The organism is Nocardia aegles (genome assembly GCF_052545135.1).
On the sequence record NZ_JBQWRI010000003.1, the window covers coordinates 610,214 to 635,676 of the forward strand.

At 68.4% G+C, this 25,463-nt stretch carries 23 protein-coding genes and 1 tRNA gene; 8 read left to right on the top strand and 16 right to left on the bottom strand.

Going from position 1 to position 25,463, the window contains the following annotated elements; all coding sequences use genetic code 11:
* Positions 1-53 precede the first annotated feature (53 nt).
* The 5 genes from ACT89H_RS12665 to ACT89H_RS12685 form a co-directional block, all read right to left on the bottom strand.
* Positions 54-2,222 (bottom strand): S9 family peptidase, encoded by a 2,169-nt coding sequence (locus ACT89H_RS12665; RefSeq protein WP_445108747.1) that lies wholly within the window; start codon positions 2,220-2,222, stop codon positions 54-56.
* Positions 2,223-2,530: 308 nt separating this feature from the next.
* The gene (locus tag ACT89H_RS12670; RefSeq protein ID WP_445108748.1) at positions 2,531-2,953 is read right to left on the bottom strand and encodes an HIT family protein; all 423 of its coding nucleotides are present in this window, start codon (positions 2,951-2,953) and stop codon (positions 2,531-2,533) included.
* Positions 2,954-3,368: 415 nt separating this feature from the next.
* Entirely contained in the window at positions 3,369-4,790 is a 1,422-nt protein-coding gene (purB, locus tag ACT89H_RS12675) for an adenylosuccinate lyase (RefSeq protein WP_445108749.1), read from the bottom strand.
* Between the two features lie 6 nt (positions 4,791-4,796).
* Positions 4,797-5,495, bottom strand: coding sequence for a TetR/AcrR family transcriptional regulator (locus tag ACT89H_RS12680; RefSeq protein WP_445108750.1), 699 nt, complete (start codon positions 5,493-5,495; stop codon positions 4,797-4,799).
* A 128-nt stretch (positions 5,496-5,623) separates the two neighbouring features.
* The gene (locus ACT89H_RS12685) at positions 5,624-6,790 is read right to left on the bottom strand and encodes a pyridoxal phosphate-dependent aminotransferase (RefSeq protein WP_445108751.1); all 1,167 of its coding nucleotides are present in this window, start codon (positions 6,788-6,790) and stop codon (positions 5,624-5,626) included.
* Between the two features lie 53 nt (positions 6,791-6,843).
* Here ACT89H_RS12685 and ACT89H_RS12690 point away from each other — a divergent pair, with 53 nt between their 5' ends.
* The gene (locus ACT89H_RS12690; RefSeq protein WP_445108752.1) at positions 6,844-7,830 is read left to right on the top strand and encodes a M23 family metallopeptidase; all 987 of its coding nucleotides are present in this window, start codon (positions 6,844-6,846) and stop codon (positions 7,828-7,830) included.
* A 351-nt stretch (positions 7,831-8,181) separates the two neighbouring features.
* On the opposite strand, the gene purD is transcribed toward ACT89H_RS12690, so the two are convergent.
* Entirely contained in the window at positions 8,182-9,453 is a 1,272-nt protein-coding gene (gene purD / locus ACT89H_RS12695; RefSeq protein WP_445108753.1) for a phosphoribosylamine--glycine ligase, read from the bottom strand.
* Positions 9,454-9,633: 180 nt separating this feature from the next.
* On the opposite strand from purD, the gene ACT89H_RS12700 reads away from it, so the two are divergent.
* Positions 9,634-10,011: a PH domain-containing protein gene (locus ACT89H_RS12700; RefSeq protein WP_445108754.1), complete on the top strand. Its 378-nt coding sequence runs from the start codon at positions 9,634-9,636 to the stop codon at positions 10,009-10,011.
* A gap of 50 nt (positions 10,012-10,061) precedes the next feature.
* Complete coding sequence (locus ACT89H_RS12705; RefSeq protein WP_445108755.1) at positions 10,062-10,487, top strand: HIT family protein; 426 nt, start codon at positions 10,062-10,064, stop codon at positions 10,485-10,487.
* A 100-nt stretch (positions 10,488-10,587) separates the two neighbouring features.
* Here ACT89H_RS12705 and ACT89H_RS12710 read toward each other — a convergent pair whose 3' ends face one another.
* Together ACT89H_RS12710 and ACT89H_RS12715 are read right to left on the bottom strand one after the other, a co-directional pair.
* Complete coding sequence (locus tag ACT89H_RS12710; protein ID WP_445108756.1) at positions 10,588-10,965, bottom strand: hypothetical protein; 378 nt, start codon at positions 10,963-10,965, stop codon at positions 10,588-10,590.
* 402 nt (positions 10,966-11,367) lie between these two features.
* Positions 11,368-13,077, bottom strand: coding sequence for a glycoside hydrolase domain-containing protein (locus ACT89H_RS12715; RefSeq protein WP_445108757.1), 1,710 nt, complete (start codon positions 13,075-13,077; stop codon positions 11,368-11,370).
* A 578-nt stretch (positions 13,078-13,655) separates the two neighbouring features.
* Between ACT89H_RS12715 and ACT89H_RS12720 the strand changes: the two genes are divergently transcribed.
* Positions 13,656-14,285, top strand: a complete 630-nt coding sequence (locus ACT89H_RS12720; protein ID WP_445108758.1) for a hypothetical protein — start codon at positions 13,656-13,658, stop codon at positions 14,283-14,285.
* 177 nt (positions 14,286-14,462) lie between these two features.
* Here ACT89H_RS12720 and ACT89H_RS12725 read toward each other — a convergent pair.
* The 3 genes from ACT89H_RS12725 to ACT89H_RS12735 form a co-directional block, all read right to left on the bottom strand.
* Positions 14,463-14,537, bottom strand: a tRNA-Thr gene (locus ACT89H_RS12725).
* A gap of 243 nt (positions 14,538-14,780) precedes the next feature.
* The gene (locus tag ACT89H_RS12730) at positions 14,781-15,020 is read right to left on the bottom strand and encodes an MbtH family protein (protein ID WP_039794945.1); all 240 of its coding nucleotides are present in this window, start codon (positions 15,018-15,020) and stop codon (positions 14,781-14,783) included.
* A gap of 170 nt (positions 15,021-15,190) precedes the next feature.
* Complete coding sequence (locus tag ACT89H_RS12735; protein ID WP_445108759.1) at positions 15,191-16,009, bottom strand: alpha/beta fold hydrolase; 819 nt, start codon at positions 16,007-16,009, stop codon at positions 15,191-15,193.
* 190 nt (positions 16,010-16,199) lie between these two features.
* Between ACT89H_RS12735 and ACT89H_RS12740 the strand changes: the two genes are divergently transcribed.
* From ACT89H_RS12740 to ACT89H_RS12755, 4 genes are all read left to right on the top strand, one after another.
* A complete protein-coding gene (locus ACT89H_RS12740; RefSeq protein ID WP_169334155.1) occupies positions 16,200-16,370 on the top strand; it encodes a hypothetical protein in 171 nt (56 codons plus the stop codon).
* Between the two features lie 84 nt (positions 16,371-16,454).
* Positions 16,455-17,999 (top strand): alpha,alpha-trehalose-phosphate synthase (UDP-forming), encoded by a 1,545-nt coding sequence (locus tag ACT89H_RS12745; protein WP_445108906.1) that lies wholly within the window; start codon positions 16,455-16,457, stop codon positions 17,997-17,999.
* Positions 18,000-18,069: 70 nt separating this feature from the next.
* On the top strand, positions 18,070-18,801 hold the full coding sequence (locus ACT89H_RS12750) for a response regulator transcription factor (RefSeq protein WP_445108760.1): 732 nt from the start codon (positions 18,070-18,072) through the stop codon (positions 18,799-18,801).
* On the top strand, positions 18,798-20,264 hold the full coding sequence (locus ACT89H_RS12755) for a sensor histidine kinase (protein ID WP_445108761.1): 1,467 nt from the start codon (positions 18,798-18,800) through the stop codon (positions 20,262-20,264). Before ACT89H_RS12750 ends, ACT89H_RS12755 begins: the two co-directional genes overlap by 4 nt.
* Positions 20,265-20,279: 15 nt before the next feature.
* Here the strand turns inward: ACT89H_RS12755 and ACT89H_RS12760 are convergent, their stop codons facing one another.
* The 5 genes from ACT89H_RS12760 to ACT89H_RS12780 are packed head-to-tail and all read right to left on the bottom strand — an operon-like array spanning position 20,280 to position 25,422.
* Positions 20,280-20,774, bottom strand: a complete 495-nt coding sequence (locus ACT89H_RS12760; RefSeq protein ID WP_445108762.1) for a h domain protein — start codon at positions 20,772-20,774, stop codon at positions 20,280-20,282.
* A 22-nt stretch (positions 20,775-20,796) separates the two neighbouring features.
* Positions 20,797-21,492 (bottom strand): Rv1363c family protein, encoded by a 696-nt coding sequence (locus ACT89H_RS12765; protein ID WP_445108763.1) that lies wholly within the window; start codon positions 21,490-21,492, stop codon positions 20,797-20,799.
* Positions 21,489-22,901: an MCE family protein gene (locus ACT89H_RS12770; protein ID WP_445108764.1), complete on the bottom strand. Its 1,413-nt coding sequence runs from the start codon at positions 22,899-22,901 to the stop codon at positions 21,489-21,491. The genes ACT89H_RS12765 and ACT89H_RS12770 overlap by 4 nt, the downstream gene beginning before the upstream one ends.
* Positions 22,898-24,148, bottom strand: a complete 1,251-nt coding sequence (locus tag ACT89H_RS12775) for an MCE family protein (RefSeq protein WP_445108765.1) — start codon at positions 24,146-24,148, stop codon at positions 22,898-22,900. The genes ACT89H_RS12770 and ACT89H_RS12775 overlap by 4 nt, the downstream gene beginning before the upstream one ends.
* Positions 24,148-25,422 (bottom strand): MCE family protein, encoded by a 1,275-nt coding sequence (locus ACT89H_RS12780; protein WP_445108766.1) that lies wholly within the window; start codon positions 25,420-25,422, stop codon positions 24,148-24,150. The genes ACT89H_RS12775 and ACT89H_RS12780 overlap by 1 nt, the downstream gene beginning before the upstream one ends.
* Positions 25,423-25,463: the final 41 nt, after the last annotated feature.

Here is a 25,463-nt window from a genome sequence, read left to right on the forward strand (position 1 = left end):
CCGCGGTCGGCGCGCCGATGCCACCAGCGGGTCGGCCCTCGGCGCGCCGGTGCTCACACGTCGGCGAGACCGACCGTGTCCAGCACCCAGGCGTGCTCGAAGGCCACCTCCCGCCACTTCTCGTAGCGCCCGCTGACCCCGCCGTGGCCCGCGCTCATCTCCGTTTTCAGCAGCAGCGGCGCATCGCCGGTCGCGGTGGCGCGCAGTTTGGCGATCCACTTCGCGGGCTCGACATAGAGCACGCGAGTGTCGTTCAGGCTGGTGATGGCCAGGATCGACGGATAGTCCTTGGCCTCGACGTTCTCGTACGGCGAGTAGGACTTCATGTACGCGTAGACGTCCTTGTCGGCCAGCGGGTTCCCCCATTCGTCCCACTCGATCACGGTGAGCGGCAGCGACGGGTCGAGGATGGAGGTGAGCGGATCCACGAAGGGGACGTTCGCCAGGATGCCCGTGAACAGCTCGGGAGCCAGGTTCGCCACCGCGCCGACCAGCAGTCCGCCCGCGCTGCCGCCGTCGGCGACCATCCGGTCCGGGGCGGTGACCCCGGTGTCGACGAGATGCCTTGCGGCGGCGACGAAGTCGGTGAAGGTGTTCTTCTTGGTGAGCGTCTTGCCGTGCTCGTACCAGAGCCTGCCCATCTCACCACCGCCACGCACGTGCGCGACCGCGAAAACCATGCCGCGATCCAGCAGCGACAATCGGGCAACCGAGAAGGACGGGTCGATGCTCGCCTCGTAGGAGCCGTAGCCGTACAGCAGCAGCGGCTTCGGCCCATCGGCCGTCGTCTTCTTCCGCACGAGCGAGATCGGAATCCGGGTGCCGTCCTCGGCCACCGCCCAATCCCGGTGCTGCTCGTAGTCGTTCGCGTCGTAGCCGCCGAGCACGGGCTGTTCCTTGCGCAAAAGCAGCTCACCGGTGGCCGGGACGTAGTCGTACACCTGCATCGGCGTGATGAAGGAGGTCAGTCCGATGCGCAGGGTCGGCTGGACCCACTCCGGGTTGGAACCGACACCGACCGCGAACAGTTCCAGATCGAATTCGAGTTCGCGGCGCTCGCCGTAACCGGAGTCGGTCAGCGGCCACACCGCGATGCGGGTGAGCGCCTCGCGCCGGTAGCTGAGCACCAGGTGATCGCGGAACGCGTCGATGTCCTCGAGCCGCACGTCCTCGCGGTGGCCGATCAGCTGCGTGAGGTTCGACGGGTTGTCCACCGGCGCCTCGGCGAGCACGAAGTTCTCCGCCTTGACGCCGTCGACCACGTCGTTGTGCAGGATCAGGAAGCGGTCCTGCCCGCCGATCACGGCGTGCTCGGCGGAGTACTCGACGCCCTCGCGGCGCGGCAGCAGCACGCGGAACTCGCCCTCGGGATCGTCGGACTCGAGTACCCAACCCTCGCTGGTGATCTTGGAACCGACCCAGATCATCAGGTATCGCTCCGAGCGGCTCGCGCCGATGCTCACCCAGTAGCGCTCGTCCGGTTCGTGGAACACCTTGACGTCGGGATCGGTGCCGCCGAGCCGATGCCGCCACACCGTGTCGGGCCGCCATGACTCGTCGACGGTCTGGTAGAAGACGTGGCTACCATCCAGCGACCAGGTCGCGCCGGGAGCGGTGCCCGCGATCTCGTCGCCGAGCAGTTCGCCGGTGCGCAGATCCTTGAAACGCAGCACGTACCGCTCGTCACCGACGTTGTCCACCGAGTAGGCGAGCAGCGTGCCGTCATGACTTATGGAGAACGCGCCGAGCGCGAAGAAATCTTGCCCTTCGGCCAGCTCGTTGCTGTCGAGCAGCACCTCTTCGCCCGGGACCTCCGTCTCGGCGTCCAGCTGCGGCGGAGTCCACGCGTCGATGCCGCCGGCGCCCGCCGCGATCGGGCACCGGCAGTGCACGCCGTACTGCTTGCCCTCGAAGCTGCGCGAGTAGTACCAGTAGTCGCCCAGCCGGGTCGGCACCGACAGATCGGTCTCCTGCGTGCGCGCCTTGATCTCGTCGAAGATGGTCTCGCGCAGCGTGCTCAGGTGCTCGGTCTGCGCCTCGGTGTAGGCGTTCTCCGCCTCCAGATAGGCGATGACGTCGGGGTTGTCCTTGTCCCGCAGCCACTCGTACTCGTCGACGAACACGTCGCCGTGGTGTACCCGCTCGGTGGGCACCGTCTTGGCGACCGGCGGCGCCACCGCGCCGCTACCGGGTTCGGAGATCGTTCCGCTGTCGAGAGCCATGGCGTCCACCCTACTGTTCGGATGCCCGGCAACCCGCCGTACGGATGATGCCGTCGAGCACGTCACCGGGTCCGGCGCAGTTCCCGCATCGCTTGATCGACCCGGCCGCGTTTCTCCGTGAGCTTCTCCACCGGGAACGGCGTCGCCGTGGCGTTGGGCGGTTACGGCCGCACCGCCCCAGGCTACAGCGACTACCCGAACTGGACAGCAGCCGAACTGGTCCACGACTGACTCGTAGCTACGAGAAACGCGACGCGGGCGCGGCTGATTCATCCACAAAGGCATTCACGCGCCGATCCGCGGCGAATTCAGTCGCCCAGCGCGCCCCGGATCGAGGCGGCCAGGTAGTCCAGATCCTCCCGCCGCGGACTGGTCGGGCGGCCACGCAAGCCGAACCCGTCACCCGGAGTACGCGGGATCACGTGCAGGTGCACGTGGAACACCTCCTGCCCGGCGGTCACCCCGTCCGCCAGAAAGAAATTGATCCCATCACACCCCACCTCGCTGGTCCGCAACGCCGCGGCCAACCGCTGCCCCACCTGGAACAACTTCCCCCCGATGTCCGGATCGAGGTCCGCCAGACTGCGCGCCGCCACCTTCGGCACCACCAGCAGATGCCCCGGCGTCATCGGCCGGATGTCCATGAACGCAATGACATCGTCGTCCTCGTAGACCTTGCTCGACGGCGCCCGCCCGGCAACGATATCGGCGAAAATCGTGTACGGATTCACGCCCCGCAGCCTATGCGTCAGCTGTCGTGTGCGGTACGCGCAATTGCGTATACCGCACACGACATGTGCGGCACCATCGACTCAGCTCCTGGCAGTAGCTGGGAGAAGTGGACCCGGCTCTTCACCGGACGGTGGGCAGTCGGGCTTCGCCGTCTGCGCGAGCCATCGCGGAGAGGATCTTGCGACGCCGCGCGTCGGGTTCATGGTTGAAGTGCCATCGACGCTGTCCCGGCAGACAGAAACTGCGCCCGAAGGAGCGAGCCAGGGACAGCTGCTCCGAAGGCACCATGATGGCGCACAGCAAGTAACGATCACGTCGGCCGACTCGTCGACGAACGCGTGGAAAGGCACCGGGGGACGATACCGGTCCCGGACCAGACCGACGAACGATTTCGCCGCGTAAGTCGCAGTCCCGCTAGAGGATTGGCGACGGCGAATACCGCGCCGCGTCCGGGTACCGGTCGAGGAGTTTCTGCACCTGCCCGATCACGTCGGCGACCTGAGCTTCGGCGGCGCCGACGAAGACGGACTTGTCGGTCAGTGCCGCGTCGAGGGCGGCGCGATCGAGCGGGAGGCGCGCGTCGGCGGCGAGGCGGTCCAGCAGGTCGGGTTCACGACCCTGCTCGCGCATCGCCAGGGCGACCGCGACGGCGTGCTCCTTGATCACCTCGTGCGCGGTCTCGCGGCCGACGCCGGCCCGGACGGCCGCCATCAGGATGCGGGTGGTGGCGAGGAACGGCAGGTACCGGTCCAGTTCGCGGGCGATCACCGCCGGGTAGGCGCCGAACTCGGCCAGCACGGTGAGGAAGGTCTCCATCATCCCGTCGATGGCGAAGAAGGCGTCCGGCAGCGCGACGCGGCGGACCACCGAGCAGAACACGTCGCCCTCGTTCCACTGGGCACCCGCCAGCTCGGCCGCCATCGAGGCGTAGCCGCGCAGCACCACTTGCAGACCGTTGACGCGTTCGCAGGAGCGGGTGTTCATCTTGTGCGGCATCGCCGAACTGCCCACCTGCCCGGGCTGGAAACCCTCGGTGACCAGTTCATGCCCGGCCATCAGCCGGATGGTGTGCGCGAAGGAGGACGGGCCCGCACCCACCTGCACCAGCGCGGACAGCACTTCGTGATCCAGTGAGCGCGGGTAGACCTGGCCCACGCTGGTGAGCACGGTCGCGAAACCCAGGTGCCGGGCGACCTGCTGTTCCAGCCGGGCGAGCTTGGCCGGATCCCCGCCGAGCAGATCGAGCATGTCCTGCGCGGTGCCCATCGGGCCCTTGATCCCGCGCAGCGGGTAACGGTCGATCAGCTCGCGCAGCCTGGTGAGCGCGATCAGCAATTCGTCGGCCGCGGAGGCGAACCGTTTGCCGAGCGTGGTGGCCTGCGCCGCGACATTGTGCGACCGGCCCGCCATCACCAGCGCCTGGTATTCGGCGGCGCGCTCGGCCAGCCGCGCGGCGATCGCGACGCCGTGCGCGTGCACGTGCTCGAGCGAGAGCCGGATCTGTAGCTGCTCCACGTTCTCGGTGAGGTCGCGGCTGGTCATGCCCTTGTGCACGTGCTCGTGCCCGGCCAGCGCGTTGAACTCCTCGATGCGCGCCTTCACGTCGTGCCGGGTCACCCGCTCGCGTTCGGCGATGGCGGACAAGTCCACCTCGTCGATCACCCGCTCGTAGTCGGCGATCACCCCGTCGGGCACGTCGATGCCCAGCTCCGCCTGCGCCCGCAACACCTCCAGCCACAGCCGCCGCTCCAGTACGACCTTGTGCTCCGGCGACCACAGGTGCACCAGCTCGGGACTGGCGTAGCGGGTGGCGAGGACATTGGGGACGATGCTCACGTCCGGTCAGTCTAGTGCTCGGTAACGATCCACTTGCTGGGGCGTGGCCCGCACGGGTCCGTCCGTCGCCGCGTAAGCCGCCGCCTCCGGGGTCGCCGACCGCGCCGGAGGGGCGACGATGTCGATCACTTCCAGCAGCGCGCCGCGGGCCATCCGCCGCGGTTCCGGGTCCATTTCGGTGAGCGCGGCGACCACAGCTCCGTCCACCACCGCGACCAGTCGGCGCAGCTGTTCCGGCCGCACCATCCGGTCGGATCGGCGCAGCACGTCGGCCAGCAACTCGTCCAGCTGGGCGCGCAGTCGTAGCTGGACTTCGCGTAGCTCCGGGTGCCGCGCCGAGGCGACCGAACGCTCGTAGCGGGCGATGAGCTGCCCGCGCGCGCCTTCGTCGGGCCCGTCGCTGCCCACCAGCAGGTCGAGCACCAGGTCGACGGTGGCCTCCGCGCCGCGGCGGCGGTGGCTCACCTCGCCGACCCGCCTGCGCATCGCGTCCAGCTCCGCATTGCCGCTGAACTCGACCGCTCGCGCGATGAGGTCGTCCAGGGATTCGAAATAGTAGGTGGTCGACGCCAGGGGCAGATCAGCGCGCGTAGCAACCGAACGGTGCCGCACCGCCTCGAAACCGCCTTCGAGCAGAAGCTCGGCAGCGGCGGCGATCAATGCCTGGCGACGCCGTTCGCCTTTCGGGGTCGTCGCGGTGATCACCGTGCCATCGTGCCAGTCGTCATCAGTTCTTCCAGGGGAAATCGGCGAGGAAAAGCAACCATGGTTGTTTTACCGCATCCGCGCGGCCAGGGTGCCGAACTGCGAAAAGTTCTTGCCGGGCAAGGCTTTCACACCCCGAGATAGTGCCCTAGACGCAGCAGCGCCGCCTCGATGTCCGCGGTGGCTCCGGCAAACGAGAAACGAACCGTTCGGTGTCCGTTGACGGTGTCGAAATCGACCCCCGGGGCGAGCGCCACACCGGTGTGGTTCAGCACGTCGGCGCACCAGGCGCGGGAGTCGTCGGTGCGGTGGCCGATGTCGACGTAGGCGTAGAAGGCGCCGTCGGCCGGGGCGAGATCGGTGATGCCCAGCTTCGGCAGGCCGTCCAGCAGCAACCGCCGGTTCAGCGCGTACCGCCGGACGTGCCCGTCGAGTTCTTCCTTGGCCTCCGCTCCGAACGCGTGCGCCGCCGCGTACTGCGAGATCGCGGGCGGGCACACGGTCAGGTTCGAGGCGAGACGCTGCAACGCGGGACGCAGCCCGCTCGGCACCAGCATCCAGCCCAGCCGCCAGCCCGTCATGGAGAAGTACTTGGAGACCGAGCCGATCACCACCGCTTCCCGCGAGGTCTCCCAGGCCGACGAGGTCGCGCTGTCGGCGCCCGTGTCGTAGGTGATCCCGTGGTAGATCTCGTCGGAGATCAGCAGTGTGCCGCGCTCCTCGCACCAGCGGGCCAGCGCGGCGAGCTCCGCCGGGGCGATCATGGTGCCGGTGGGGTTGGCGGGGCTGGCCACCACCAGGCCGGCGGGCGGCTCCGGAAGCGCCTCGAGCATGGCGACGGTCGGCTGGAATCTGGTCTGCGCGCCGCAGTCCAGTTCCAGCACGCGGCAGCCGAGCGCGGCGAGGGTGTTGCGGTAGGCCGGGTAGCCCGGACGCGCCACCACGACGGTGTCGCCCGGGTCGAACGCGGCGAGGAAGATCAGCGAGAACGCGCCGGACGAGCCGGTGGTCACGACGACCTCGTCCGGGTCGACCTGGTAACCGTAGGTTTCCCGATGGTGTTCGGCGATCGCTTCCCGAATCCGCAGAATGCCGAAAGTCTCGGTGTAACCCAGCAATTCGGACTGAATGGCCAGCTGGGTCGCGCGCAGGACCGGCGCGGGCGCCGGCGTCGACGGCTGCCCTGCCGCCAGCACGAGCACATCGCCGTGGGTCCGGGCGCGTTCCGCGGCGGCTTTCCACACATCCATCACGTAGAAAGGTGGAATGGTCGACCGGCGAGATTCTCTGGACACTCGACAGACGGTAGAGCACGCTTCACCGCGCAGTCGCGGCTATGGTCTACCCGATGCTCGATAAGTCTCGACGAGACGGACTCGACCGAGTGCGCGGAGTCGCCGGTATCGGCGTCATTCCGCGCGATTGGCGCGTGCGCTCCGCGCGAGGTTCCCGGCGGCGGCTTTTCGGGCGCGGCGGCCGGCTCGATCCGCGCGTGCTGTGGGTGCGCGGCCGCCACCTGCGGGTCTGGTGGCAGCGCAGGCCGGATCCCCGCGATCTGTGGCGGCGCAAACCCACCGGCGAGGAGTTGCTCGCGCTCGCGCGCATGCACAAAGTGCTGCTGGGCGGGCTCGTGGCGACCGCGGTGGTCGCCGCGGGCGACACATCCTTCGCCGGGACGGTCACCGATCGCACGCCCGCGCCGGACCGCGCCCAGCTCGTCGCCGTCGCGTATCCACCGCAGATGCAGAACACCCCGCCCCCCGTGTCCAGGTTGCTGAACGCGATCGCCAACGGTGAGCGGCTGCGCGAGCAGGCGGTGGTCGCGGCCGCCGCGCGCGCGACGCTCGAACGCGCGAAGGCGGAGGCGGCCGCCGCCGTCGCCGGTGAGCGCCAGCCGTGGATGACCGCAACCGCGCCGGTGCGGCCGGGGGCGCTGCCGCCGGGCGGCCGGGGCTTCGTTCTGCCCACCCGCGGCGTCTTCACCTCCGGCTTCGGGTCCCGCTGGGGCACCTTCCACAGCGGCATCGACATCGCGGGTCCGATCGGCACTCCGATCTACGCGGTCGCCGACGGCACCGTCATCGACGCGGGTCCGGCGCAGGGCTTCGGGCTGTGGGTACGGATCCGCCACGACGACGGCAGCATCACCGTCTACGGGCACATGTACGACTTCTTCGTCTCGGTCGGCGAGCGGGTGCCCGCGGGGCTGCAGATCGCCCGCATGGGCAACCGCGGCGACTCCACCGGGCCGCACCTGCACTTCGAGGTGATCGTCGGCGGGCAGCACGTGGACCCGCAACAGTGGCTGGCGGCGCGTGGACTCACGTTCGGCTGAACCGCGCCGCACCCGGGCCCAACCGCCGCACCCGGGCCCAACCGCCGCACCCGGACCGAACCGCGCCGCACCCAGGCTGAACCGCGACGCACCCAGGCTGAACCGCGCCGCACCCGGGCCGAACCGCATCGGCTACGGGCGCACCCGCCGGCAGAAGGCCCGGCCCCTCGCGGGTGCGGCCTCCAGTCGGCCAGGTAGCGCGTAGGCGCTGCGAATCAGGCTGTCATCAGCAGCAGGATCAGCGGCTCGATCCCCCATCCCGACCGGCTGGTGTGCTGCCATCACGGCGTGCGTCGACCGAGCGGGCTCGACCCGAGGGTCCGGCTGTGCGACCGTGGGGCCCGCGCGGGCTCAGACCTCGATGCGGTTCTCGACGGCTGCCAAGCCGATGTCCGTGCGGTAGTGACTGCCCGGTAGTTTGATCGCGGCGATGCGGTCGTAGGCGCGGGTGCGGGCTTCGACGAGGTCGGCGCCGACGCCGACCACGTTCAGCACCCGGCCACCCGTGGAGACCAGGGCGCCGTCTTCGCGCTGCGCGGTGCCCGCGTGCAGCACCGTCGCGTGCTCGTCGGACGCGCCTTCGCCCGCGCCGGTGATCGCGTCGCCGAGACGCGGCCGCCCCGGGTAGTTCTCCGCGGCGAGCACCACGGTGATCGCGGAGCCGTCGCGCCAGCGCGGCGGGGCGACCTGCGCCAGCGTGCCGGTGGCGGTGGCGTACAGCAGCTCACCGAGCGGACTGTCCAGCAACGCCAGCACCGCTTGTGTCTCGGGATCGCCGAAGCGGCAATTGAATTCGACCACAGCGGGCCCGGCCGCGCCGATCGCCAACCCCGCGTAGAGCAGGCCGGAGAAGCCGCTGCCGCGCCGCACCAGCTCGGCGGCAACGGGTTTCACCACGTCTTCGACGATCGTGGTGACCGTCTGCGCGGGCAGCCAGGGCAGCGGCGTGTAGGCGCCCATGCCGCCGGTGTTGGGTCCGGTGTCGCCGTCACCGACGCGCTTGTGGTCCTGCGCGGGCAGCAGCGGAACCACCGTCTCGCCGTCGACCAGGCAGAACAGCGAGACTTCCGGTCCGTCCAAGAACGATTCCAGCAGCACCGGGTGGCCCTGCTCGAGCAGTTCGGCCCCGTGCTCGCGGGCAGCGGAACGGTCGGCGGTCACCACCACGCCCTTGCCCGCCGCGAGACCGTCGTCCTTCACCACCCAGGTGGGACCGAAGCGGTCGAGGGCGTCGTCCAACTCGGCCGGGTTGTCCACCACCTCGCTGTGCGCGGTGCGCACACCCGCCGCGGCCATCACATCCTTGGCGAACGCCTTCGAGCCCTCGATCCGGGCGGCCGCGGCCGACGGGCCGAAGCACGGGATGCCCGCCGCCCGCAGCGCGTCGGCGACGCCCAGCACCAGCGGGACCTCGGGGCCGATCACCACCAGGTCGGCGTCCACCTCGGTGGCCAGCCCGACCACGTCCTCGGCGGCGCACGGGTCAACCGGGCGGACCTGCGCGTGCTGGGCGATCCCGGCATTGCCGGGGGCGGCGAAGAGCGCGGTCACCGCGGGGTCCCGACGCAGGGCCAGGACTAGGGCATGTTCACGGGCTCCGGAACCGATGACGAGTACACGCACGGCAGACAGCCTAAACGAGCCGTTCGGCGTCTTCGCCGCTGCCGGTGCGCGCGCAGGGGATGATGAAAGGGGACAACGGATGTGGGGCGGCGCACGGCCCACCTCGACCACCGTGTCCTTTTCCGGCATGAGCGGGGTCCGACCACTCGTGCCCCCGGAGCACCCGAAGGAAGTGCTGAAATGGGTCTGATCGACGGACTGATGGGCAACGCCGGCCGGATCGATCCGGGGCAGGCGCAACAGGAGTACGCCAAGCTCCTCGGCAACGGTGAACAGGTCTACGCCGCGTATCTGCTGATCCGCGACGCGATGCTGTTCACCAACCGCCGCCTGGTGCTGATCGACAAGCAGGGCGTCACCGGCCGCAAGGTCAGCTACCACAGCGTTCCCTATCGCGCGATCACCCACTTCTCCGTGGAGACCGCGGGCACCTTCGATCTGGACGCCGAGTTGGCCATCTGGATCTCGGGCAGCGACGAGCCGCTGCTGAAGCGGTTCAACCGGCAGGTGGACATCTACGAGGTGCAGGGCATCCTGTCGCACTTCGTCGCGGTCTAGCCCGGGGCGGTCCGGCGCCTCGCCGCACGGACCGGTCTACGCTGCCGGACATGGCTTCCGTCTTCAGCGCGATCATCGCCGGTCAACTCCCGGGCCGTTTCGTCTGGGAGGACGACGAGTTCGTCGGTTTCCTCACCATCGCCCCGGTCACACCGGGTCACACTCTCGTGGTGCCCCGCAAGGAGATCGACCACTGGCAGGACATCGACACCGACACCTTCGCCCGGCTGACCGCCGTCGCCCAGAAGATCGGACAGGCCGTCCGCGCGGCCTGGGACGCGCCGCGCGCCGGTCTGCTGATCGCGGGTTTGGAAGTGCCGCACCTGCACGTGCACGTGTTCCCGGCCTTCACGCTCGGTGACTTCGACATCTCCGGCGCCGACCCGAATCCGAGCCCGGAGTCGCTGGACGAGGCGCAGACCAAGATCAAGCAGGCGCTGCGCGACCTCGGCTACGGCGGCAACGTCCCCGACTGAATCGCGGTGCGGCGCGACGGCGAGGTCCGACCGCGGCTCGCGGCCGGACCTTCCGCTGTTCGGCTTCCCGATCCCGGCAAGCCCATCTCCTGGCTCGGATTTATTCGGGTGCGTACAGCTCGGGCTCGAAGAGCGCTTCGGCGCCGGCGCGGGTATAGAGCTTCCGTTGCAGGGAACGCAGGATCGTGATCGCTTCGGCGTCACGCATCGCGTTGACGAGTTGGAACTCGACACCTGCGCCGAACAGGTCGCTGCCGAAGGCCAGTTCGCTGAGGAAAAGCACCCTGGCTGTCTCGACCTCGGTCAGCATGGCTCCGTTGTGGACCGCATGACGGAGCCTGATGGTTTCATCCTTGAACTGGTCACGGTCGCGAAAACCCAGTGCGAGCACCGGGACCGGTGCGCTTGCCGATACTCCGACCCAGCTGGCCAGAGCCCCGTCCACGAAGTCGTGTTCCCTGGGCGTCAGCTTCGACATATCGAATTCCAACGGTATCTCTCCTGAAATCGTTGTCATTGCCTACCGATTACCGCCAGTTTTCCCGGGAGGCGTCCCGATCGGCGCCCAAGGCCGCAACTCCATCGATTTCTGACGGCAACACAGCTAATGCGTGCGCCGCCGTCCGCAGGCTCTCCGGATTGACCTCGAACACAACGATTCCCCCACTCCAACATGACCTCAGCCAGCGCGGCCCAGCCTAGTTCACCCGGTAAGCCGCACTCAACCGCGAACCTCTCCGTCTGTCCAGTCTTCGCCCCTCTCCCACTCTGGGTGGTTATGGCGCCATGACCGCACGATGGATGCCGTGACGGCACCGCCAGATCGAAGCCACCGTCGGCGATGGCCGAGATCCTGATCAGACGTGCGGCGGCGCTACTCTCACTGCACGTCGTGCAGCGGAGTGTCCACCCCGCCGACCGCGACCGTTGCCAGTGTCTGCGCCGGGGTCCAGTAGATCCGGCCGTGCTCGAAGTCCTGGTAGGTACCCGTGTCCCAGGGGATCTCGTCGGTCGTCGGCCAGCCCAGCGGCCCGTTCTCGTAACCCGAGCGGTTCCAGCGGTCGCGGATCGCACCGTGCACCCAGTAGACGCTGTTGCTCGACTGCCTCCGGTAGAGCGCCCCGCCTTGGAACCCCTGCACCTCGCCCGTCGTGGCGCCGTCCGACCCGTGCGTGATGGTGCGATCGGTGATCGGGTAGCCGAGCCGTCCCGCCTCCCAGCCCAATTCCTCGAACTTTCCCCACAGCGTCTCGGGAATGGGGTGGGCGCCGGTGTCCGGATGCCAATAGATATATCCGTGCTCGAATTGCACGAAGCGGCCCGCGCCGTCCGGCGTCGTGATCTCACCCTGCGTGATCCGGTTACCCAGCCAAGGATTCGCGGCCGCAGAGTCGTTGATCGCGTTCGGCTCCGAGCCGCCCGGCTCGCCGGTGGCGAAACCGCGCACGTCGTCGGCGAACACGTCCCAGGGGAAGTTCGGTCCCACGTCGGTGTGCGTGCCGATCCCGAGACACTCGGTGACGTACTTGTGGTCGGAGATGCCCTGGCGCCGCTGATAAGGCGGCTCGATGACATACGTGTCGAACCCGTATTTGCGCGCGTCCTGCACGGCGAGCCAGGCCGCGATGCGGAGGTCGTCGCGGATGCGCAGCCAGTCGTCCCGGCTCCATGCGACGCGGCTGCCCGCGAAGCAGAGGTTGATGGTGAACGAGTTCGCGTCCAGCACCGACCAGCTGGCCAGGTCGGTGTCGACCACGTCGACCACCACGCGATCGCGAACGGTGTAGTGGTAGCTCACCCCGTTCGCCGGATTGTTGAGGTAGTTGGCCAGGCTCTCGGCCGTTCCGTTGCCTTCCTGGGTGTGCAGCAGGAAATTTTCGACGCGCGCACCGTGACGGCTGGACGCGGAGTCGCCCATCCGGTCCAATTCGACGTAATCGGGCTTTTGCATGGGTCCACCTGAATTCGGAGTCGCCTTCGACCATTGGCCGTAGTCGTCGGCGAGAACTTTGTCGACATCCACGACGACGCCGCCGACCCGGTCGGCGTCGATGCGGATCTGGTGCAAGTGCGCGGCGGGATGGTCGCCGTTGATCGAGGAATCACCGGACCAGTTGTGTTGCCAGAACCACCTTGCGACGCCGTCCTCCAGCGCCCAGTCGATGCATCTGGCATTGCCGTACATGCCGGTCCATTCCAGCCCCACGACCGATGCCCAGCCCCGGAGAAACGGCGCGATCAGTGAATTCCACTCGGCCAGCGACGGATTCGCGTCAACGGGGGCATACAGCGGACGGAAGCGTGGCCCGCCCGCCGCGAGGTGGTAGTCGAGCGCGATCCGCGCGTGGTGCACGCCCGCGTCGTAACCGCCTTTCCAGTCCGACGTCTCCCCCTTGCCGTACTGGTAATTGGTCACTATCTCGAGCCCGATGGCGCGTAATCGGTCGCAGTATTCCCGCCGTAGCGGCTTCGCACCGAAATTCGTGCCCGGGCGGGAATCGCTGAAGTAGCCTATGACGCCCGCGTATCCGGCGTCTTTGATCGCTTGCGGCTCGATGAGCGCGGCGGAGAAGTCGATCAGTTCAGTCATCCCGCGCTCCCCGGGTCGTACGAGCCAGCGCAACGGTCGGCGGCAACGCGTTGTATTCGTACATCTGAAGCAACTTTCGACAGATGGAGATCCCGACACAGCTAGAGTGACCCGAATGTGCGCGAAGTATGCCGCGATGTCTCATTCGTGGCCCATCCGGTGTTTGCGCGTAATCTGAACAGGCTCGTCGCGGGAAATGTTTGCGCACACCAGACTACAAACAGACTCGTAGCCGGAAACATGCTCGTCAGTCGGTGATCAGATGTGCTGACTGTTCGCTACCGAATGTCGAACTGGTCGGCCGTTGCACTGGACCCTCCAGTCGGACTTGCGGTGCCGAATACTTGCGACGAATTCGAACCGAACGCCGTCGAGCGGCGTTTCATTCGCTGCGTGCTGACGCCGGTGGCGCGACCGGATCCCGGCCGCAGCCCACGGATTGCTCGACAGCGGCTCGGATGCGCTCCACCCGCTCCGAGCCTCCGCGGGGTGTGCTGGGACGCGGAGACTCGCACCCGGACAGCGAGTCCGGGAGACACTGCACGACATCGTGGGTGCGGCGAAGCGACGCTGACTGGATGCGATCACCGGCTCGGCGCAGCATTCTGCGACCATGGCAGCGCGTGCTCGGCGAAGCGGTTCGGCGCGGTGGAGGACCTGGTCTGCTGGCCAAACCGGTGAAAGCAGTAAAGATCTCGACGGTTCGCGTTGCCTCGGACTACCGCGAAGCTCTTGCATTCGCACTCGACGTGGAGCCTGCAGCTCTGCCCCAAATCTGTGAGCACACAGAGCGGCCGATCGTTCCCGGTGTCTTCATCCGTACCGCGCTCGACGAGCATCAACTCGACCGCTCCGAGGCATTCGACGTGCTTGTGCCACTGTTCGCCGACCGTCACGTCGCTGAGTTCGAGCGACTGTTCGAGCACACCAGAGCGAGCGGCGACGTTGTCGCTGTTGTTTGCGAGCCGAGCGACGATCTCGCTTTCCTCCTCGACCAGATCACTCCGTACGACGCGATCTGGATGGTGCTGAACGGCTCCGACCTGGTCGCCTTGTACGCGATCGGCGGTTCGTTGGCGGCGAATCCCACCGAGGCGGCCGGAACCAGCCTCGCAGAGCTGGGCGTGGACGCCTCGACTCCAGTACTGGAGTTCGTGCGCACGATGACTCTGAAGCATCAGCACTACGCGGTAGCAGTTGGCGTCTGATAATTCAGCCCGCGCAAGTGGTTGTGGTTGATCGAAACAACATCGGGCGCGGCCTCTACCACTGAGCTCAGCCGCGCAGCGGCTGGTGGAGCCCCCTGTCAGGATTGAACTGACGACCGCTCGCTTACAACATCGGGCGCGGCCTCTACCACTGAGCTACAGCCGCGCAGCGGCTGGTGGAGCCCCCTGTCAGGATTGAACTGACGACCGCTCGCTTACAAGGCGAGTGCTCTACCACTGAGCTAAGGAGGCGGGAAAGCGGTTGTCATCATAGCCCGGCACCCCGTCCACATCACAACGGAATCCGCGTTCGGGCACCGAACGCGACCATGCCAGCCGACAACCGCTTCCGAGCGAAGCGAGATCCAGCATCTGCTGTGTTCGCGGCCCGGCCCGTGGCCGAGTGGCCGCGCTCGCGACGAAGTCGCAAGCGGGGGTCACTCGGACGCGAGCCGTCAGCCAGCCGCGCACACGCCGCGCCGAAGGCGCGGCGGATCAGGCAGAGCCCTGCCGCGCCGCGTCGTCCGCGGCCATGGCGTCGCGCAGGCTCTTCGGACGCATGTCGGTCCAGTTCTTCTCCACGTACTCGACACAGGCGGCGCGGCTGTCCTCACCGAACACGACCCGCCATCCGGCCGGAACCTCTGCGAAGGCCGGCCACAGGGAATGCTGTTCCTCGTCGTTGACCAGGACGAAGAAGCGGCCGTCTTCATCATCGAAGGGGTTGGTGCTCAATTTCACCTCACTGGATACTGGCGCTATGTACGGGATCGCTCCTGGTTCGCACGGTGCCGGGTTGCTTCCAACCCCTGGCGCCGAGAGACCCCCGAGCGTTGTTTCGACACTAGCAAGCAAGACGTTACGCCTGGGCGGTTACCCACGCCCGCACCTCGGCCGACTCGCCATCAGGACGCGAAGAAGTCCAGGAGAATCTTGTTCACCGCCTCCGGCCGCTCCAAATATCCGAAATGCCCGGCGTCCGGTACCTCCTGGTACCGCGCACCCGGAATGACCTCGGCGAGCTCCCGGGACAGATACGGCGGAATCATCCGGTCGTCGGCGAATCCGATCGAAAGACACGGCACCCGGATCGCCCGGTAGGCCTGTACCCGGTCGAAATCGTGATCCATCCTGCGCTGGGCGCGGATGCCGGGCGAGACCGGTCCGCCGGTGAACTCGAACAGGTCGAGCCAGTCGCGCGCGGCGTTCGGCTCGGCCATGGTCGCGGGCGAGAGATTCATGACCGCGGTGATCGCCGCCTCGTATTTCGGCGGCAGTTTCACCCCGCTCGCGTCCAGTTCGTGTTCACCCAGCGAGAGCGTCTTCTGGAACTGGTCCAGCCGCCCGTGCCCGGCCATGAACACGGCCTTGCGAACCAGATCGGGGCGGGCCAGCGCCAGCTCCTGCGCCACGCGCGCCCCCATCGAGGTGCCCACCACCAGCGCCGGGCCCTCGTCCAGGAACTGGATCAGGGCGGCGGTGTCGGCGACCAGCTCGTCGATGGTCATGCCGGAGGCGGCCTCGAACGACGGCGCGATCCCCCGATTGTCGAACGTGCACACCCGGTAACCGGCCGCGACCAGCGCCGGAACCTGGTGCAGCTCCCACACCCGGCCGGGACTGCCGGTGCCCATGATCATGACCACCAGCGGCGCCGAACCCTTGGCGCGGTCACCCTTCACCTGATAGTTGAGGGAAATCCCGTTCACCGTGGCCAGCGGCATGTCGACCCTTTCGTGGAGTTGGTGCTGCGCTCCCCACGGTATAGGGGCGCGAGCGGGGAAGGCGCATCGACCGGGTGTCCTGGCGACGCGTGCCGCCGCTGCGCAACCGCCCCGGCGGGCGCACTTCCCAGCGTCGCATACCATTGACTTTTCGCAGGGTAAGAGCGGACTGAGCCGGGAGGACTTGACGATGGCCGCGAAGGGCAGCGCCAACGACATTGCGGACGACGATCTGGAACCACTCGCCGACGAAACGGCGCGTCAGGCGCAGCGAGTGGTCGCGGCCTACGCCGAGGACGCGGACGAATGCCGGATGTTGTTGTCCATGTTGGGTATTGGACCGAACGCTCGAGGCGAATAACCTCGTTCTCGACGCCAACGGCGACGTCGACTACACAACTCCAGCGGGATACAGCGACGCGCAAAGGATGCGTGAGTGGACCAGATGAATCCGTCCGACGACTCCGAGCACGCCAGAGACACCTCGACTGCCGACGCCGCGGCGGAGAACACGAGCGCAGGCTCCGGCTTCGTCGTCGTCGCCAATCGGCTCCCGGTCGACCTGGAACGACTGCCCGACGGCAGCACCCGGTGGAAGCGCAGCCCGGGCGGTCTGGTGACCGCGCTGGAATCGGTCTTGCGCAACAACAAGGGGGCGTGGGTCGGCTGGGCGGGCGTCCCGAACGTCGACGTGGACCCGATCATCGAGGACGGGCTCGAACTGCACCCGGTCCCGTTGTCCGCCGACGAGGTGGCCGACTACTACGAAGGCTTCTCCAACGGCACACTGTGGCCGCTCTATCACGACGTCATCGTGCGGCCGGTCTACGACCGCAGGTGGTGGAGCGCCTACGTCACCGTGAACCGGCGCTTCGCGGAGGCCACCGCCAAGGTCGCCGCCGAAGGCGCGACGGTGTGGGTGCAGGACTATCAGCTCCAACTGGTGCCCAAGATGCTGCGCATGCTGCGGCCCGATCTCACCATCGGATTCTTCCTGCACATCCCGTTCCCGCCGGTCGAACTGTTCATGCAGATGCCGTGGCGCACGGAGATCGTCGAGGGCCTGCTCGGCGCCGATCTCATCGGCTTCCACTTGCCCGGCGGCGCACAGAACTTCCTCTACCTGGCGCGCAGGCTGGCCGGTCAGCCGACTTCGCGCGGCTCGGTCGGCGTGCGCTCCAAGCTCGGCGTGGTCCAGGTCGGCTTCCGCTCCGTGCGGGTCGGCGCGTTCCCGATCTCCATCGCCTCCGCCGAATTGGACGAGCACTCCAGGCGCAGGTCGGTGCGCGAGCGCGCCGCCAAGATCCGGGCCGAACTCGGCAACCCGAAGAACATCCTGCTCGGCGTGGACCGGCTGGACTACACCAAGGGCATCGACATCCGCCTGAACGCGCTCGAGGAGCTGCTCATCGAGGGCCGGATCGATCCCGCCGACACGGTCATGATCCAGTTGGCCACCCCCAGTCGCGAGCGGGTGGAGAGCTACATCCAGATGCGCGGCGACATCGAACGCCAGGTCGGCCGGATCAACGGCGAGTTCGCCCGGGTCGGCCACCCGGTGGTGCACTACCTGCACCGTCCGATCCCGCGCGACGAACTGGTCGCGTTCTTCGTCGCCGCCGACGTGATGCTGGTGACGCCGCTGCGCGACGGCATGAACCTCGTCGCCAAGGAGTACGTCGCCTGCCACAGCGGGCTCAACGGCGCCTTGGTGCTGAGCGAGTTCACCGGCGCCGCGTCCGAACTGCGGCAGGCCTACCTGTGCAACCCACACGATCTGGACGACGTGAAGGACGCCATCGTCTCGGCGCTGGAGGACGAGCGCGACGTCAAACGCAGGCGGATGCGCTCGCTGCGCAGGCAGGTGCTGGCTCACGACGTGGATCGCTGGGCGCGGGCCTTCCTCGACGCACTCGCGCAGGATCAGGTCGCGGGCAGCGCGCTGCTCACCGACGACGACGTCTATCCCGAGGACCGCGAGCCGCGCTGAATCGGACGTTCACAGGAAGCTCCCAGTTTCGGCCCAGCCACATCGCAGCCGGATACCGGACGATGAAGCCATGAGTGGCGCTCCCGTGCAGCAGACACCCGACGCCAGGGTGCTGGTGGTCGACGACGAGCCGATGATCGTCGAACTGCTCGCGGTGAGCCTGCGCTATCAGGGCTTCGAAGTGGACACCGCGACCGACGGCGCGCAGGCGCTGGACAAGTCGCGCAGCTTCCGTCCGCAGGCGCTCATCGTGGATGTGATGATGCCCGGCATGGACGGCTTCGGCCTGCTGCGTAGGTTGCGCGCCGACGGGATCGACGCGCCCGTGCTGTTCCTGACCGCGCGCGACGACGTGCAGGACAAGGTGACCGGTCTCACTCTCGGGGCCGACGACTACGTCACCAAGCCGTTCAGCTTGGAGGAAGTGGTGGCCCGGCTGCGGGTGATCCTGCGCCGCGCCGGGCACGCCGCTCCACAGCGGGAAAGTTCGCGCATCCGTTTCGAGGACATCGAACTCGACGACGACACCCATGAGGTGTGGAAAGCGGGCGAGCCGGTCGCGCTCTCGCCCACCGAGTTCACGCTGCTGCGCTACTTCATGGTCAACGCGGGCACCGTGCTGAGCAAACCGCGCATTCTCGACCACGTCTGGCGTTACGACTTCGGCGGCGAGGTCGGCGTGGTGGAAACTTACGTCTCCTACCTGCGCAAGAAGGTCGACACCGGCGATACGCGGCTGATCCACACGCTACGCGGCGTCGGTTACGTGATGCGCGCTCCTCATCGTAAGAGCGGTTCATGAGCCGGGGCCGGATCGGCGGCGCGCGTGCGAAGGTCTCCGGCCTGCTGTCCGCCGTTCCGCTGCGCGTGACGCTGATGTTCCTGCTGGTGCTCACGGCGGGCCTCGGCTTGCTGGTCTCCGGCATGGTGGTCACCTCGGGCCTGGAAAAACAGCTGACCGACCGCACCGACCAGCAGTTGCGCAGGGGTGCGATGGAATGGTCGCGGCGCGGTCCGCCGCTACCGGTGCCGCCGCCCGAACCGCGCCATACCCCGAGCCAGTTCTACGTACGGTCGGTGCGCGCCGACGGGAGCGGGTTCCTCGTCCCGGCGTTCGCTGTCGACTCCGAGCCTGCGTTGCCCGCGACACCGCCGTCGGGCCCGTACACCGTCGACTCGGTGAACGGAGGAGCGATCCAGTGGCGCGTGCTGACGCTGCCCACACCGGAGGGCACGACGACGGTGGCGCTGCCACTCACCCAGAACACCGATACGGTGCACCGGCTCGTGATGCTCGAGCTGATAGTCGGTGCGGTGGTCCTGGCTGTGCTGGCGGTGCTCGCGTACTTCGTGGTGGGGGGCAGTCTGCGGCCGCTGCGCCGGGTGGAGAGCACCGCCGCGGCCATCGCGCGGGGCGACCTGCACCGTCGGGTGCCGGTGGGCAACACCAACACCGAGGTCGACCGGTTGTCGAGATCACTGAACGGGATGCTGGCACAGATTCAGCGCGCGTTCACCACGACCGCCGCCTCGGAGGAGGCTGCGCGCCGGTCCGAAGAGCGCATGCGCCGCTTCGTCGCCGACGCCAGTCATGAGTTGCGCACCCCGTTGACCACGATCCGCGGCTTCGCCGAACTGTATCGGCAGGGCGCCGTCAACGACCCCGCCGCGTTGATGGATCGTATCGAGCGCGAGTCCCGGCGAATGGGCGTGCTCGTGGAAGACCTGCTGGTGCTCGCGCGGCTGGATGCCCAGCGCCCGCTGGAACTCGGCTCGGTCGACCTCCTCGCCGTCGCCAGCGACGGGGTGCACAACGCACGCGCCGTGGTCACCGCCGGGCACTCCGAGGGGCCCATCCGCACCATCGAGCTGAAGATCGAGCCTGGTGACGGGACGCTCGAAGTGAACGGCGACGAGGCGCGGCTGCGTCAGGTCTTGGGCAACCTGCTGAACAACGCACTCACGCACACCGCGCCCGACGCGAAGGTGACGGTGCTGCTCACTCCCGGCCCCGACGACGTGCTGCTCGAGGTCGCCGATACGGGTCCCGGGCTGGCGGCCGAGGACGCCGAACGCGTCTTCGAACGCTTCTACCGCACCGACACCTCCCGCGCCCGCAGCAGCGGGGGCACCGGGCTCGGCTTGTCCATCGTGCAGGCGCTGGTGACGGCGCACGGCGGCGAAGTCGGCGTGCGAAGTTCGCCCGAGGCCGGGACGACGTTCACGGTGCGGCTGCCGCGCACACCGTCATCGGAGTCGTCCTAGCGAATCGGACCGGAGTCAGACCGGCGTTACCGCCGACACCAACCAGCGCGAATCGGACTTCGTCAGGGAGACGCGGACCCGGCTGCCGGTCGTGGTGCCCTGCGGGGTGTCCTTGCTCGTCATCACCTGGTTGAGGAACAGCAGGACCTGTGCGTGCGAGCGGTCGGCGGAGATGACGCCCGCCGCCTGCGTGGTGGCGCTGACGGTGAGCTGCTTCTCCTTGGCGCCGGGCGCGATCTGCTTGTCGATCAGCGTCAGGTAGTCGGCGCGGAAGTCGCCGCTGAGGTTGTCGGCGGACTTGCGCAGTTCGGTGTCCACGGTCTGCGGGGTGTAGGTGAACATGGCCTCGACGGTGCGTCCCGCCGTCGCGACCGCGTCCCTGCGCGCCTGCTCGGCCTGGCGATCGTCCCAGTAGCGGTAGCCGTTCACGCCGCCGACCACCGCGGCCGCCGCGACCACCACACCGAGCACCACGAGCCCGATTTCTGCTCGAATTCCCTTCCGCCTCATGCCCCGTCCTCTCCAGCATGATTCATGCCACGAACTCCACGTCGGAGACGGTCAGCCCGGAGTCGCCGCGGGACACGGTGACTCGGAACCGGTAGTACCTGGTCTGCGGCTCGGCCTGACCCGCGTTGGTCAGCGTCTGCTTGGCGGCGACCAGCACCCGTCCGGAGCGATCGTCGTCGCTTTCCAGCGCGGCCTCCACGATTTCGCCGCTGGAAACCACCTTGGCCTGCTGCACGATGCTGGTGAAGGGGCCGACCCGGCCGTCGAACTCGGTCTTGAACTCCCCTGAGGCCAGCGCGAGGATCCGGTCGATGTCCTGCTGGGCCGTATCGGCGCGGATCGTGGTCAGGTTGACGATCACCTGCCTGGCGGTGTCCACGTATTCGGCACGGCGCTCGTCGCGTTCGTGCGCCGCGTGCGTCGCGAGCACCGACCCGACCGCACCGGCCACGAGCGCGACGACCAGCAAGGCCGCGGCGGCCGCGGCGAGAATGCTCGACTTCGCCGTGGCCGGCCGCCGGCCGGTCGGAGCCGGCGCCTGGTGCTCGGCCGCGACCGAACTCGCCCCGTCGTCCGCGACGCCGGCTTCGGGCGCGGCGGCGGAGGCCTTCGCAACAATCGTCTGCATGCCGCCGGTGGCGGTCCGCTCGACCGGCGGCCCGGCCGAGCGCACGGCACGCCGTCGCGTGCGGTGACCTTCTCCGTTGCTCTCACTCATCGCTGCTGCTCCTCGAGCATCGCCTGCCAGCTCGGCGGTACCGTGCCCGAACCGCCCGGTCCGATATCACCCTGTCGGTAAGTGCGCCCGTCGGGGCCGATGTAGACGCCCGTGGCCGGGTCGTACGACCGCGCGGCGGCCGGCGTGCCGCCGCCGTAACCCGCCGGTGCGACGACCGGGGGCTCGCCCGCGGGCGCCACCGGATGCGGCGGCCCGAACGGCGGATTGTCGCCGATCGGAACGTACCCCGTGCGGCACAGTTCCGGCGTCGGGGCGCGCGCACCGGGCACCTCGGCGCACGGCGTGTTGCGGATGCCGCGCACCGCCTCGGGAGCGTCCTGCGGCACCTTGCAGTACAGGCCCGGCGGCGTGTCGGGGGTATCGAGTTCGCTCGGCGAGCGCCGCTGGTCGGGCGGGAGGAAGCCGGTTGTGCACGCGGGCGGGTCGTTGACCAGCGTCATGAAGTCGACCAGCGCGCCGTATTCGAGCGGACCGCGGACGGCGGTCAGCAGCGCCGCGACCAGCGGCGGATAGACCACCAGGATCTGCTCCAGCCCCGCGTGATAGGTGACGGCGACCTGACCGACGCTGACCAGATTCGACAGCAGCAGCGGCAGCGTCGGACGCAGATCCTCGAATAGGTCGCTCACCCGCCGCATCGACGACGGGCCGTCGCGCAGGATGCCACGCAGCGCGGGATCGTGGCGGCGCAGCTGGTCGGTGACCGTCGCGAGATCGGCGGTCCAGGACCGGATCGCGGCGTCCGAGCGGGTCTGGGTGTCCAGCAGCGGCCCGATCTGGTCGATCAGCTGTTTCGTCGGTTCCGCGTTGGCCTGCGCTTCCTGCACCAGCAGCGACGCGGAGTCGATGAACCGTTGCAGGTCCGGTCCAGCCCCGTCGAACGCGAGGAACGCCTCGTCGATAACCTGTTTCAGCCGGGTGTCCGCGACACTTGCCAGCAGCCGGTCGGCCTGGTCGAGCAGCGCGCCGACGTCTTGCGGCAACCTGGTGCGCTCCACCGGGATCACGCTGCCGTCGCGCAGGTTTCCGCCCGTGCGGTTCTGGGCGGGCACCAGGTCCACGTATTGCTCGCCGACCGCGGAGACGCTGCGCACCCACGCGTCGACGTCGGAGGGGATCGTGTAGTCACTGGCGATGGACAGCTTCGCGTCCACACCGACCGGCGTCAGCCGAACCTCTTTCACCACACCGACGTCGGTGCCGCGATAGGCGACGTTGGCCGTCGGGTAGAGGCCACCGGTCGCGGCCAGCTTCACGGTGACCTCGTAGCGCCCGATCCCGAACATCGCGGGCAGTTCGACGTAGGTGCCGCCCATGACCACCAGGCCGATCACCGTGAGCGCGGAGAAGACGACCAGCTGGATACGGACCAACCCGGTGAGCTTCACTGTCCCGGGCCCCCTCGCGGTGCGGTGTCGCCCGGCAGGGGCACGGTCCATCCCGGAATGGCGGGGATGCCGGGTATCGGCGGCAGCCCCGGGACGGTCGGAGCGGGCACGCCGGCCGCGGGCGGCGGCGCCCGCAACGGACCGGTGGCCGGGTCGCCGTTCTGCGCGGCCGTGCCCGGCGCGAAGCTACCGAGCGCGCCTTCGACGCCGCCGAACCGTCCGCCCAGCGGCGTTCCGGTGAGGAAGTTCGAATCCAGCCGCTTGCCGGTGATGTCCACGGTCATGAACAGATTGAGGTAGTCGCCTTTGATCGCGTGGTCCAGGTTCTTCATCGGGAACGGGAAGGTGGCCACGATCTTCAGCGCTTCGGTCAGGTCGCTACCGGTGTCCGACAGCGACTTCAGCACCGGCACGAGGCTGCGCAGGTCGGCCTTCAGGTCGTCGCCGCTGGCGTCGACGACGCGCCGCACGACGTCGCTCAGCTCCCCCAGGGCGGTGATCGCCCTGGTGATGTTCGCGCGGCGATCGGCCAGCACGGTCAACGCCGGATGGATCTGCTCGATGGCCGCCGCCACCACGTCGCGCTGCTCGGCGAGCCGGCCGCCGAGCCGGTCCAGTCCGCTCATCGCGGCGATGATGTCGCCGGTCTGCCGGTCGAGGTTCGTGGTCAACTCGTTCAGCTGCGGCAGCAGGTCCCTGATGGCCGCTTCCCGCCCGGTGAGCGCGGCATCGAGTTCGTGGGTGATGGTTTCCAATTGCGCGATGCCACCGCCGTTGAGCACCACCGACAGCGACGACAGCACCTGCTCGGTGGTCGGATACGCACCCGCACGCGCCAGCGGGATGACGTCGCCCGCCCGCAACCGGCCTTCGGGAGGCTGATCCGTCGGCTCGGCGAGCTCGAGATGGTCGGAGCCGAGCAAACTGGTCTGCCCGATCTTGGCGACGGCGTTCGCGGGCAGCCGCACGCCCGGGTTCAACGTGACGGTGACCAGCGCGTGCCAGTCCTCCACCTCGATCTTCGAGACGGTGCCGACCGCCACATCGTGCACCCGTACCGGCGAATTCCGGGTCAGCGTGGTGACGTTCGGCATCTGGATGCGCACCTCGTACGAGCCGGGCCCGGTGCCCTCGGTGCCGGGCATCGGCAGCGAATTCAATCCGTCCCACTGACAGCCGGTGACGCCGAGCACCACCACCAGCCCCGCCGCGACGACGGCGGCGCGGCGCATCCGCCGCGTCGGCATCATCGCCCTCCTCCGGTCGGGCCCGGAATGGCCAGTCCGGCGAGACCGTCCGGGACGCGCACCTCAGCGGGGCGCTGCGAATTCTGGCTCGCCACCCGCCCGGCCAGACTGGGATCGGAGTAGACGAACTGGTCGGGGAACGCGGTCACGCCGCTGGCCGGGTTCGCCATGATCGGCACGTAGTTCATGCTCAGGCTGTTGATCACGGGCGCGAGGTACTGCGCGCACAGGTCGGCGCTGCGATCGGAGTCGTTGGTCTCCAGCGCGCGCACCGAGCCGCACAGGAAGCCGAGCGGGTCGGCGGGGTTGTTCAGCGCGATCGCGCCGGTCAGGGTGCCTTGGGCCGGTTTGTAGATCTGGTAGAAGTTCACCAGCGCGGTCGGGCCGGAGTGCAGGACGCGTTCCAGTTCCGGCCGCTTGTCGACCAGCACCTGGGTGGCGTCGGCCAGGCGTTGCACGCCTTCGGTGAGCTCGGCGCCGCTGCCGTCGATGAACCGGCGGACGTCGACGATCGCCGCGTCCAGGTTGTCCAGTCCGGCGCCGAGATCCGAGGAGACTCCGGCCAGCACGGAGGACACCGACGCGAGCCTGCCCTCGAACTGCACGATCTGGTCGTTGCTCGCCGACAGCACGTCGACGAACTTCTGCAGGTTGCGCACGGTGCCGAACAGGTCGGTGCGGCCGTCGGACAGCGTGCTCAACGTTGCCGACAGCTCCCGCAGCGTGTCGCGGAAGCGCTGCCCGTTGCCGTCGAGATTGTTCGCGGCGGTGTCGATGAAGCGGCCGAACGACCCCTGTTTGTCGTCACCGACCGGCCCGAGCGCGGTGGCCAGCTTGGACAGTTCGGCCTTGATGTCGTCCCACTCGACCGGCACCGCGGTGTGCTCGATCGGGATCACGCCGTTGTCCTTCAGCGTGGGGCCGCCGGTATAGGCGGGCGCGATCTGGACGAAACGCGCCGAGACCAGCGAAGGCGAAATGATCACCGCCTTCGGGTCGGCGGGGACATCGACCCCGCGATTCAGGGTCATGGTCACCTTGACCCGGTCCGCGCCGGGCTCGATCGCATCGACGCGGCCGACCTTGACGCCGAGCACCCGCACGTCATCGCCCGCGTACAGGCCGGACGTCGACGGGAAATAGGCGGTGACCGTGGTGGTCCCGATCCTGGTCAGGCCGTTCCACGCGACCGCGACCACGAGCGCCGCGACGACCACTCCGGCCGGCACCAGCGCCCAGCGAGGTAGCTTCCGTACGGCGTTCGACGCGGTCACGCGTCCACCTCGCTCGCACTCGGTTCCGGAAGGACCGGGTA